Origin of the sequence: Blautia intestinihominis (genome assembly GCF_040096655.1) — a bacterium.
Lineage (GTDB): Bacteria > Bacillota > Clostridia > Lachnospirales > Lachnospiraceae > Blautia_A > Blautia_A intestinihominis.
In genome coordinates this window covers 1-12,010 of sequence record NZ_JBBMEI010000093.1, presented here as the reverse complement: position 1 = coordinate 12,010, position 12,010 = coordinate 1, and the positions used below count along the sequence as shown (strand labels likewise).

General features: G+C 44.9%; 11 protein-coding genes. 5 read left to right on the top strand and 6 right to left on the bottom strand.

All coding sequences use genetic code 11. The features are described from left to right. Window positions 1–181 precede the first annotated feature (181 nt). On the top strand, window positions 182–424 hold the full coding sequence (locus WMO75_RS17295) for a DUF3791 domain-containing protein (RefSeq protein ID WP_303223051.1): 243 nt from the start codon (window positions 182–184) through the stop codon (window positions 422–424). A gap of 64 nt (window positions 425–488) precedes the next feature. Here WMO75_RS17295 and WMO75_RS17290 read toward each other — a convergent pair whose 3' ends face one another. Both WMO75_RS17290 and WMO75_RS17285 read right to left on the bottom strand, forming a co-directional pair. Further along, a complete protein-coding gene (locus WMO75_RS17290) occupies window positions 489–812 on the bottom strand; it encodes a BMC domain-containing protein (protein ID WP_022215284.1) in 324 nt (107 codons plus the stop codon). 39 nt (window positions 813–851) lie between these two features. Further along, window positions 852–1,151, bottom strand: a complete 300-nt coding sequence (locus WMO75_RS17285; RefSeq protein WP_022215283.1) for a BMC domain-containing protein — start codon at window positions 1,149–1,151, stop codon at window positions 852–854. Between the two features lie 270 nt (window positions 1,152–1,421). Here WMO75_RS17285 and WMO75_RS17280 point away from each other — a divergent pair, with 270 nt between their 5' ends. Together WMO75_RS17280 and WMO75_RS17275 are read left to right on the top strand one after the other, a co-directional pair. After that, a complete protein-coding gene (locus WMO75_RS17280; RefSeq protein ID WP_302700412.1) occupies window positions 1,422–2,426 on the top strand; it encodes an acyltransferase family protein in 1,005 nt (334 codons plus the stop codon). 16 nt (window positions 2,427–2,442) lie between these two features. After that, window positions 2,443–3,804: an MATE family efflux transporter gene (locus WMO75_RS17275; protein ID WP_291580108.1), complete on the top strand. Its 1,362-nt coding sequence runs from the start codon at window positions 2,443–2,445 to the stop codon at window positions 3,802–3,804. 136 nt (window positions 3,805–3,940) lie between these two features. On the opposite strand, the gene arcC is transcribed toward WMO75_RS17275, so the two are convergent. From arcC to dpaL, 4 genes are all read right to left on the bottom strand, one after another. Further along, window positions 3,941–4,885, bottom strand: coding sequence for a carbamate kinase (arcC, locus tag WMO75_RS17270; RefSeq protein ID WP_022215281.1), 945 nt, complete (start codon window positions 4,883–4,885; stop codon window positions 3,941–3,943). A gap of 182 nt (window positions 4,886–5,067) precedes the next feature. Continuing rightward, the gene (gene ygeW, locus WMO75_RS17265) at window positions 5,068–6,261 is read right to left on the bottom strand and encodes a knotted carbamoyltransferase YgeW (RefSeq protein ID WP_302700407.1); all 1,194 of its coding nucleotides are present in this window, start codon (window positions 6,259–6,261) and stop codon (window positions 5,068–5,070) included. Window positions 6,262–6,522: 261 nt separating this feature from the next. Continuing rightward, a complete protein-coding gene (locus WMO75_RS17260; protein ID WP_118698238.1) occupies window positions 6,523–7,833 on the bottom strand; it encodes a YgeY family selenium metabolism-linked hydrolase in 1,311 nt (436 codons plus the stop codon). A 225-nt stretch (window positions 7,834–8,058) separates the two neighbouring features. Continuing rightward, on the bottom strand, window positions 8,059–9,288 hold the full coding sequence (gene dpaL, locus WMO75_RS17255) for a diaminopropionate ammonia-lyase (protein ID WP_022215277.1): 1,230 nt from the start codon (window positions 9,286–9,288) through the stop codon (window positions 8,059–8,061). Window positions 9,289–9,525: 237 nt separating this feature from the next. Here dpaL and WMO75_RS17250 point away from each other — a divergent pair, with 237 nt between their 5' ends. Beyond that, window positions 9,526–10,770, top strand: a complete 1,245-nt coding sequence (locus WMO75_RS17250) for a DUF1015 domain-containing protein (RefSeq protein ID WP_227221866.1) — start codon at window positions 9,526–9,528, stop codon at window positions 10,768–10,770. Between the two features lie 74 nt (window positions 10,771–10,844). Then, on the top strand, window positions 10,845–12,010 hold a 1,166-nt coding region (locus tag WMO75_RS17245), incomplete at its 3' end, for an SPFH domain-containing protein (RefSeq protein ID WP_349078590.1).

Below are 12,010 nucleotides of genomic sequence, written 5' to 3'. Positions count from 1 at the left end.
GCTTACGAAGCTATCAAAAATGCGATCACAGGTCACCCTGATTTCATCTTTGAGTAAAGCTAGTTCTGAATAGTTACACAGAAGCAATTAATCGTCTGCGCTATGAAAAGCCGAATCTACAAATTTGTTTCCGTACAGAGAAGGCGCTGTCGCTGTTGTATTTTGGGGGGAGTGAGCGTATATGACAGCTAATCCAATTTTACTTCAGAAAAAATATAGTCGTGTTGTTGAATGTTTTGCAAAATTACAAGGACTTTCACTGGATGAGGCATTGAATTTTTTTTATCATTCAGAGGTCTATCAGCTGATTCGTGATGGTGTGTCGGACATGCATTGTATGAGTGATATGTATCTGGCAGAAGAACTGGAACAGGAGTATGCAAATAAAATAGAGAATGACATTAATGGCGTTAAAACGAATTGAGGAGGCACCATCGGTGCCTCCTCCACTTATTCACTTATTCCCTGAAACTATAATCATCAGGCCTTTATTTCTTAGCTCCAGCTTTCTTAGCCGGTTTCTTCAGAAAGCCGTGTTTCTCAGCATCTTCCTCCGCGAGACGGATCGTCTCTTCGGATGGATTGGAGATTACGGCTGCGAAAACGATCTCGCATGGCGGGTTTTCTTTGACTGCCTGGACGGCAGCGGTGACTGCGGATACATCGCCGGTCATAAAAACAGTTTCGTGTCCGCCGCATTTACCGTTCCAGGTAAGGAAGGATACATCGGCGGTCTTCAGCATCTGGTCGATCACGATCACTGCATTGCTGCTTCCGACAACTTCCACTAATCCAAATGCTCCATATCTCATAACAGAATCCTCATTTCATTATAGTATTTAACGATTATATTACTTATTTGCGGTCATGTACATTGCCGGTTCTGTGTCGTGAGCCGGGGATGCGATCACCGTGTGGGAAACAACCTTCGCAATTGGTTCTGCGGTGCGGAGTGCAACGTCCATTGCGGCGTTTACGTCGGAGACAGAACCACGCATTTTCACGCAGGCACCTGCACCAAGACGATTACGCTCGATGTTCTGGATCCTTATATTTGCTGCTTTGGAAGCAGCGTCCAGTGCTACGAAGCAGGCAGCAAAACTGTCAAGTTCAAAGATCCCCACTGCCATGCCATTATAATTCTCAGCCATAATACCTCCATCCATTCTACAGGAATATTTTATTTCGGTTCATATACTGTAATTATACCTGCTTTTCCCGCAAAAAACAAGCTAAAATACGTTTTTTGTGGATTTTATCGCGGATTAAATGTGGGTTTATGACAATAATAAAAAGAAAAATATTGTATTTGTGTTGATTTTGCAAAAAGAAAACGACTGGAATGAAAAAACACAAAGTGCTATAATAAGGACAGTTAAAACTTCTGCACAACAGAAGAAAATGAAGGGAACAAACAGGAGATGAGTAAAGAAAAACAGGGAATTGATTTATTGAAATTTATTGGAAGTATCATGATCTTTACGATACATATGGCAGTTTTCGAGAGTTTTGGAGAAGTTCAGTCTGCATGGGAACTGCTGGGCAGGTGGGCTGTGCCAGTATTTTTTATTGCATCTGCGTATTTTTTGTTTTCGGCGAACAATGGCAGTGTGGAATATGCGAATATCAAAAAATATATATACCGGATCGGAATGCTGTATCTGTTCTGGTTTATATTCAACCTTCCTAATTTTATCTGCGTCCGCTTTTTGAAGAGACCGCCTCATACAATGTATGACTTCCTCATGATCGCAAAAAATTCAGTGCTGTCATCTACATTTACAGGATCCTGGTATCTTCTCAGCAGTATATTTTGTGCATGGTTGCTCTTTGTACTTAAGAAAAAAATGAATACGAAGCAGATCTGCCTCATTGCGTTCCTTTTTCAGATCATTTGTATCTTTACTTCGGTGTATAAAGGAATTCTCCCTGATCAGATCAGACATATTTTCTCTTTCTGGCAGTTTCCCTTAAATATCTTTGGAGGATTATTTTATTTTGCAATTGGCCTGTTTCTGGCAGAGAATCAGGATCTTATTTATAAAGCTCCAAAATGGAAGTATTCATCCATTGCTGTGATGAGTTTCCTTACGTATATTGTTGAAATAAACTTTGCAAAACACTTTGCCATTTATGGCGGTTCAGATGAGGCTTTTTCATTGATTCCGTTGAGCGTTTCTGTTTTTATCCTGGGAATGCGAAGTTCTGTGAAAATCAGAAATGCAAAAAAATTGCGTAATATCAGCACCATCATATACTGCGCGCAGGCAGATATCCTGCTTGCGAAAGTTGCGATTTCAAGAATTTTTGAAATTAATTTTAGTCTTTTCCTGTTCGGGATCTGCAGTGTGATCATGGTTTGTATTATAGCTGCGGTATTCTGGCTGCAGGAAAGAAAAATATGGTGGGCGAAATATCTGACTTAAAGGAGGGGGATTTGGTGTGAAGACACATCAGACAGATTTTTCGAAGGGAAATGTATATCGGAATATCCTGGAGCTGTCGATTCCTATGACATTGGCGCAGCTTCTGAATCTTTTGTATAATGTGGTAGACAGAATGTATATCGGCAGGATTCCGGAGACAGGAAGGATCGCGCTGACGGGAGTCGGGATCTGTTTTCCGATCATTACGATGATCATGGCATTCACTTATCTATATGGAAATGGCGGCAGTCCGCTCTGTGCGATGGAGCTTGGACGGGGAAATGAGGAAGAAGCAGAGAAACTGCTGGGAAATACATTCTCCATGCTTCTGATGACAAGTGTAGTTCTGATGGCAGTTGGATATCTTTTTTATAAGCCGATCCTGTATGCGTTCGGCGCGAGTGACACGACTTATGTCTATGCAGGAGCGTATATCCAGATCTATCTGATCGGAACACCGTTTGTGATGATCTCGCTGGGGCTGAATCCGTTTATCAACTGCCAGGGCTTCGGAAATATGGGAATGCTGACGATCCTGATCGGTGCAACCTTAAACATCGTTCTAGATCCGATCTTTATCTTCGTATTCCATATGGGCGTGCGCGGTGCAGCACTTGCAACGATCCTGTCACAGTTCTGTTCCGCAGTCTGGGTGCTGAAATTCCTCACAGGCAAAAAAGTCACACTTCGCATCAGGAAAGAAGCGATGCAGATAGAGTGGAAGAGAGTAAGAGCGATCATGGCACTTGGCGTTTCAGGTTTTATGATGCAGTTTACAAACGGACTGGTGCAGATCTTCTGCAACGCAACGTTACAGATCTACGGCGGCGACATCTATGTAGGAGTCATGACGGTCCTCAATTCCGTCCGTGATATCGCGACGATGATGGTACATGGACTGACAAACGGTGCGTCCCCGGTCATGAGCTTCAATTATGGCGAAAAGGCCTACGACAAAGTAAAAAAAGCGATCAAATTTGTGACCGTTGTCTGCTTTTCCTATGCTCTGTTTGTATGGGGGATCATCAAGATCGCACCGGAATTTTTTATCCGGATCTTTAACAGCGAACCGGCACTTCTGGAAAAGGGTGTCCCGGCATTACATATCTATTTCTTTGGATTTTGCTTTATGGCCCTGCAGTTTACCGGGCAGTGTGTATTTGTGGCACTTGGCAAGGCGAAGAGAGCGACATTTTTCTCGATCTTCCGCAAAGTCATCATTGTTGTGCCGCTGACTGTGCTTCTTCCACGTATCGGAGGACTTGGGGTGGACGGTGTTTTCTGGGCAGAACCGATATCCAATCTTGTCGGTGGAAGTGCCTGCTTTTTCACGATGCTGCTGACAATCCTGCCTGAACTAAAACAGAAACAAAACTGAAATAAAAATCAGATAAACAAAAAGCCGCAGAAGCATGTTCCGGAGGGGAAGCTTTTGCGGCTTTCGTTTATGTGTAGATGGATTGAGGTAAATATAGCAAATTATTTGGATCGATCCAAAACGGATCAGAAACAGATCAGATGTGGATCTTGGTACCGGTCTTGCCCTGGATACCGTCTTTGGCTTTTTCGAGAAGGGTGATCATGGCAGTACGTCCTTCCCCTGAAGCTGCAAAGTCCATAGCAGCCTGTACTTTCGGAAGCATGGAGCCAGGTGCGAACTGACCTTCTTCTACATATTTCTGGGCTTCTTCGACAGACATTTCATCCAGCCATTTTTCGTCTTCTTTGCCGAAGTTTACGGCGACTTTTTCGACAGCGGTGAGGATGATCAGCATGTCTGCATCGAGCTCTTTTGCGAGCAGGCAGCTTGCAAAGTCTTTATCGATAACGGCAGAAGCACCTTTGAGGTGATCTCCCTGAAGAGTAACCGGGATTCCACCGCCACCGCAGCAGATCACGATCTTATTTGCGTCAACAAGGCTGTTGATCGCATCCTGTTCAACAATCTCAACCGGCTTCGGGGAAGCAACAACACGGCGGTATCCGCGTCCTGCGTCTTCTTTCATGACATAGCCATATGCTTTCTCTGCATGTTCAGCCTGTTCTTTGGTCATGAAGTGACCGATCGGCTTGCTTGGATTCTGGAATGCAGGGTCATTCTCATCTACACGGACCTGTGTAACGACAGTAACAACCGGTGTACGCATAAATCCACGTTTGCGAAGTTCTTCGCGAAGTGCATTCTGCAGGTCATATCCGATATATGCCTGGCTCATCGCAACACAGACGGAGAGAGGAGTGTTTGGCTGATTTTCGTCTTCTCTGGAAAGAGCAGCCATAGCATTGTTGATCATGCCTACCTGTGGTCCGTTTCCATGAACAACGACTACCTGATGTCCTTCTTCGATCAGGTCACACAGAGCTTTTGCGGTAGTCTTTACAGCCTGCATCTGCTCCGGCAGAGTGTTACCCAGTGCGTTTCCACCAAGAGCGATAACGATTCTTTTTCTTTTATACATTGAAAAAACCTCCTGAAATACATAAATTAACAAACAATACAAGAAAAAAGAAGAAATATTCTAATATATTGGAAAACAGAAAGAGCCTTGCAGAACATATCCGCAGGGCCCTTAATCTGTTTATCTTATATGAGAAAGAAGATTCTCATATTTATAGCCTGGCGTTGTAAACAACCTGTATTTTATTCGAAAATTCTCGGAGCAGCTTTTACTTCCAGTTTCTTCAGGATATCCTGTGGTTTTTCGAATTTGGAGAGCATGATCATAGCTGCGATCACATATGGTTTGAAGCTTGCTTCTTTGTAAAGCGGGATTCTGTAACGATCGAATACAGATGCATCAACCTCACCTGTCTCACAGCTTACACCAGTGATGTCAGCCGGCAGGCAGTGCAGATACAGAGCTTTTCCGTCTTTTGTTGTCTTCATAAGCTCTTCTGTGCAAGCCCAGTCTTTGTGCTCTGCGTTCTGAGCAAGAAGTTCTTTTTCCAGTTTGTCGATTCCGTCGAAGTCACCTTCTGCGTACAGATTTGTACGTTTTTCCATAGCTGCGAATGGAGCCCAGCTCTTCGGATATACGATATCAGCATCCTTGAATGCTTCTGCCATATCGTTTGTCTTTGTGAAGGATCCGCCTGTAGCTTCAGCGTTCTTCTTAGCGATCTCTTCAACTTCCGGCATTACATCATATCCTTCCGGATGAGCCAGAACAACGTCCATACCGAAACGAGTCATCAGACCGATAACACCCTGCGGAACGGAGAGTGGTTTGCCATAAGAAGGAGAGTAAGCCCATGTCATAGCAAGTTTTTTGCCTTTCAGGTTCTCAACACCGCCGAACTCATGGATGATGTGGAGCATATCAGCCATACACTGTGTCGGATGGTCAACATCACACTGCAGGTTTACAAGAGTAGGTCTCTGCTCAAGGATACCATCTTTGTTTCCTTCTGTAACAGCGTCCATGAACTCTTTCTGATAAGCATGACCTTTACCGATGTACATATCATCACGGATACCGATTACATCAGCCATAAAGGATACCATGTTAGCTGTCTCACGAACAGTCTCACCATGAGCGATCTGAGATTTCTTCTCATCCAGATCCTGAACCTCAAGACCAAGCAGGTTGCAGGCAGAAGCGAAAGAGAAACGAGTACGGGTAGAGTTATCACGGAAAATAGAAATACCAAGACCACTCTCAAATACCTTAGTAGAGATGTTGTTCTCTCTCATAAAACGAAGAGCATCAGCTACAGTAAATACAGCCTCAAGTTCCTCATCAGTCTTATCCCATGTCCAGAAAAAGTCATTATTGTACATTTCCTTAAAGTTTAAGCTGTTAAGTTTATCAATATAATTCTGTAAAGTTTTCATTCGAAAATTCTCCTTTAAAAATATTTTTTATTTTAGCGGAATCGCAGCAGCCACACTACGATTCCTGTCCCCAAATACAACCAACAAAACCTTCCTCAAAAAATCCAATAAAGAAATCAATGCATATCCCCACAACATCAATTTCCGTTCTTCTAATCAAAGTAAAGTCAGCCAACTTCATATCTGAAACAAGAAGAACTACTTAACAAAAAGCCCGAAGGGTGTGCAGAGGGAGCAGGGCGCTGCTCCCTTTGCGGTTTTTTATTTGCAATAAGAAGTAGGTAAAGCTGCATAAACAGCTGCGCATCTCACGAGATCGACCTTCCAAGTTTTCTCATTCGGAGCATGTGCCTGAGCCTCAGCACCAGGTCCAAATCCAATACAAGGAATTCCATTACGTCCCATAATAGAAACACCATTTGTAGAGAATGTCCATTTATCAGTAAGCGGACGAGCTTTTCTCATTTCCTCTGTTTCTGCGTTTCCAAGACGAGTTTCCCCATAAAGGTTCTTATAAGCATCCTCAAGAGCCTTAGTTACCTTATGATCCTTCGGAATAGCCCATGTCGGGAAGTAGCACTCGATCTCATATTTGCATCCTGTATAAGACGGTCTGTCGTAGTTGTACATAGAAACAACTACATCATCGCCATATTTCTTAACGCTCGGAAGAGCACGGATCTCATCCAGGCAGCTTTCCCATGTTTCTCCGAATGTCATACGACGGTCAAGAGATACTGCACAGGAGTCAGCTACTGCACAACGGCTAGGAGAGGTGTAGAAGATCTGGGATACAGTTACAGTACCGCGTCCAAGGAAACGAGCCTCTTCCCAGTCAGGGTTGAATTTCGGGTTGAGCATTTTAACAAGACCTTTGATTTCTGTCTCATCAGCGTCATCGTTCTCGTTGAGGGAACGTACATCCTGAAGGATGTCAGCCATTTTGTAGATAGCGTTGTCACCACGTTCCGGAGCAGAACCATGGCAGGAAACCCCTTTCACATCGATACGGATCTCCATACGTCCACGCTGTCCTCTGTAGATACCACCGTCTGTCGGCTCTGTGGAAACTACGAATTCCGGACGGATCTTGTCTTCGTTGATGATGTACTGCCAGCAGAGACCGTCACAGTCTTCTTCCTGAACAGTTCCGACTACCATGATCTTGCATCCTTCCGGAATCAGATCCATGTCTTTCATGATCTTTGCACCGTATACAGCAGATACGAGACCGCCGCACTGGTCAGATACGCCACGTCCACCGATTTCTTCTTCTGTTTCGTATCCTTCGTATGGATCAAAGTTCCAGTTTTCAATGTTACCGATACCAACAGTGTCGATATGAGCATCAAAAGCGATGATCTTGTCGCCGGTTCCCATGTAACCGATCACGTTACCCTGTGGGTCGATCGTAACTTCGTCGAAGTTCAGTTTTTTCATTTCAGCTTCGATTGTCTCGATATGTTTTCTTTCGTCGCAGCTTTCTCCAGGATTCTTAACGATCGCCCTTAAGAATTTGGTCATATCCTCCTGATAATTCTGAGCAGCTTCTTTGATTTTGCCGTAATCCATTTTAAAATTCCTCCCATGTGTATATAGAAATTGTTTTAAAGTTCTTAATTATTTGATGATACTTACGGATTATTCCGCAGTAAACTGCCCCCACAATCCTTCAAACATTCGGAATCCGCTGATTTACTATGTAAATCGCTGCTTCCTCATGTTTGGCGGGTTCCAAATTCAAATGCTTTATCGTGCAAGCACGAACATCATTTGAAATTTTTGACCATGGTATCATCATTTGCTTAAAGACTCGTTTGTTCCGTACAGGCCATCCCATACGATCTCGCGGTAACGAACCGGATCAGTGTCACCCTCTGTGGAGATTACAAGAACGTTGGAGTTCTCATCCAGTTTCAGGGCTTCTTTAAGATCTTTTGCATCTTCGTCGTGAAGAGCAGTGAAGCACAGACCAAGCGGAACAGATCCGGATTCACCGGAAACGATGTGCGGGTCATTGCCGAGCGGGTTAGCATAGATTCTTGTTGCCTTGGCACTCATCCAGTCAGGGCAGGATGCAAATACAGAAACATGGTTCCTTAAGATATCCCATCCGATGGTGTTTGCTTCGCCGCATGCGAGACCAGCCATGATCGTCTGAAGGTCGCCGCCTACATTTACAAGATCTCCGGATTCTTTCATAGCGGAACGGTACAGGCAGTCAGCAGCACTTGCTTCGCAGACAACCATAACCGGCGGGTTTTCTTTGTATTTGTGAGCGAAGTATCCAACAACTGCTCCTGCAAGAGAACCAACACCTGCCTGAACGAATACGTGTGTCGGGCGGTCGATGCCGGCTTCTTTGAGCTGCTGGTCAGCTTCCATGACCATAGTTCCGTAACCCTGCATGATCCATGACGGGATCTCTTCGTATCCGTCCCATGCAGTATCCTGAACGATGATGCCGTGCTCTGTCTTGGCAGCCTCAGCTGCAGCCATTCTTACGCAGTCATCATAGTTGACTTCTTCGATGGTAACAGTAGCGCCTTCTTTGGCGATGTTGTCAAAACGTGTCTTGGTTGTGCCTTTTGGCATACGAACAACTGCTTTCTGTCCAAGACGTTTGGCAGCCCATGCAACTCCACGTCCGTGGTTTCCGTCTGTTGCTGTGAAGAAGGTAGCCTGTCCGAATTCTTTTCTTAATTCCTCGGAAGAGAGAACAGCATATGGAAGTTCGCTGATATCCTTACCAACTTCTTTAGCTATGTAACGTCCCATTGCGTAGGAACCGCCAAGAACCTTAAAAGCGTTCAGTCCGAAACGATAGGACTCATCCTTGCAGTGGATGCTCTTAACACCCAGGTAGGATGCCAGTTCAGCAAGATCCTGAAGAGGAGTTACTGTATACTGTGGGAAACTTTTGTGAAATTCATTGGCTTTTTTCACGTTTTCCTCTGACATTAACTCGAGATGTTTGTCGTCAGACTTTGCAACGTGATTGACAGTCCATTTTAAACCTTCTGTCATTATAAAAACCCTCCTTAAAAAATTTATTTTGAACTCATAATTATTGCTTGTCTTTTATATCTCTATCATACCATAAATAAAAGATTTTGCAAGAGGAAATACAAAATTTTTTAGGTTTTTACAAAAAAAGTTAGCACATAATAAAAAAAGTGATGTTCATTGCAACGTACTGGGGGATGTGATAAAATAAAAATACATTTTACATAAGAAAAATGAAAGCACAAAGGAGATATAAAAATGGCTATTTTTCAGGCATTCCGTGCCCTCAGACCTGTTCCTGACAAGGCAGAGGCAGTAGCGGCACTTCCATATGATGTAGTGACGAGGGAGGAGGCAAAGGAGATCGGAGATCAGAATCCTGATTCTTTCCTGCATGTGGACCGTGCAGAGATGGACCTTCCGGCAGATACGGATCTTTACGATCAGAAAGTCTATGACCGTGCACGTGAAAACCTCATCAATATGGAGAAGAATGGAATTTTGGTTCAGGACGGAGCACCGTGTTATTACATCTATGAGCTGACCCGCAAGGGTAAAACGCAGACCGGTCTGGTCGGCTGCTGCTCTATTGATGACTATATGAATGGCGTTGTCAAGAAACATGAGCTTACTAGAGAGGATAAGGAGCAGGACCGTATCCATCATGTGGATGTATGTGATGCAAACACAGGTCCGATCTACCTTGCCTGCAAGTACCCACAGGAACTTCTTGACCTGATGGAAACCTGGAAAGCATCCCATGATGCCATTTATGATTTTGTGGCAGAGGATGAGATCGGACATCGCGTGTGGGTGATCGACGGGGAAGCAGAGAAGAAAGTGATCGCAGAACAGTTTGGAAATATTCCGTATATATATATTGCAGATGGACACCACAGAGCTGCCTCCGCAGTCAAAGTAGGACTCAAGAGGAGAGAGGAACACCCGGATTACGATGGAAGTGAGGAATTTAATTATTTCCTTTCTGTTGTCTTTCCGTATGACCAGCTTACGATCCTTTCTTATAACAGAGTGGTACGCGATTTGAATGGAATGGATGAGCATGCGTTTATTGCCAGCCTCAAATTTAACTTTGAGCTGATGATCATGCCGGGATTCCCGTGCAAACCGGTTGAGAAGCACTGCATGGGAATGTATGTCGGAGGAAACTGGTATCATCTCAAAGCCTGGGAGGATGTCTATGTGAAGAAGGATGTAGTAGGACAGCTTGATGTCTCCATCCTTCAGGAGAAGGTTCTTTCTCCGATCCTGGGGATCGGAGATCCGCGGACAGATCAGAGGATCCGTTTCGTAGGAGGAAGCCACAAACTTAAAGAACTGGCAGAGATCGCGGACAGAACAGGTGGAGTGGCTTTTGCCATGTATCCGACAGCAATGGAGGATCTGATGCAGATCGCGGATGAAGGCAAACTGATGCCGCCGAAATCCACCTGGTTTGAGCCGAAACTGAGAAGCGGTCTGTTTATCCACAAGCTTTTCTGAAAAACAGCCTGAAACAGTCGAATAAGATGACAAGAAACTATTTAAGGTAAAACAAGAAAGAGGAGGATTTTTTTATGGGACTTATTAAAGCAGCTCTTGGTTCAGCAGGCGGTGTTCTGGCGGACCAGTGGAAGGAATATTTTTACTGTGAATCCATGCCGGCAGATGTGCTGGTCACCAAGGCACACAAGAAAGTATCTGGAAGGTCATCAAACAGACACGGTTCTGAGAATATCATCTCCAATGGTTCTGTGATTGCAGTCAGTGACGGACAGTGCATGCTGATCGTAGAGCAGGGAAAGGTCGTGGATGTATGTGCAGAGCCAGGAGAGTATACATATGACACCTCCTCGGAGCCATCTATTTTCTGCGGAGGGCTTGGAAAGGGCGTGAAGGAAGCATTCCAGCAGATCGGCAAACGTTTTACCTTTGGAGGAGAGCCGCCGAAGGATCAGAGAGTATATTTTGTAAATACCAAGGAACTTGTCGGTAATAAATATGGCACACCGAATCCGGTTCCGTTCCGTGTGGTGGATATGAATATCGGGCTGGATATGGACATCACGATCAAGTGTTTTGGCGAATACAGCTATCAGATCGCCAATCCGGTTCTCTTCTATACAAATGTCTGCGGAAATGTGGAGCAGGATTATACGAGAGATGAGATCGATGGACAGCTCAAGAGCGAACTGATGACAGCCCTGCAGCCGGCTTTTGCTAGGATCTCAGAGATGGGGATCCGCTACAGTGCACTTCCGGGACATACACAGGAACTTTCGGATGTGTTAAATAAGGTTCTGTCCGATAAATGGGATAATCTTCGCGGCATCCGTATCGTGTCTCTCGGTGTATCCAGTGTAAAGGCCTCTGAGGAAGACGAAGCCATGATCAAGGAACTGCAGAGGAATGCTGTTTTCCGCAATCCTACGATGGCGGCAGCCCAGATGGTGGGTGCACAGGCGAGTGCGATGCAGTCAGCAGCTTCCAATCAGAAGACGGGACCTGCGATGGCATTTGCGGCAATGAACATGGCGGCAAATGTCGGTGGAGCGAGTGCACAGAATTTATTTGCGATGGGACAGCAGCAGGCGACACCGCAGATGCAGCCACAGTACCAGCAGCCTTCCCAGACAGCACAAAAGACAGAATGGACCTGTGCCTGCGGTGCAGTAAATACCGGTAAATTCTGCTCTGAGTGTGGAAGTCCGCGTCCGGCGGGACCATGGACCTGCAGCTGTGG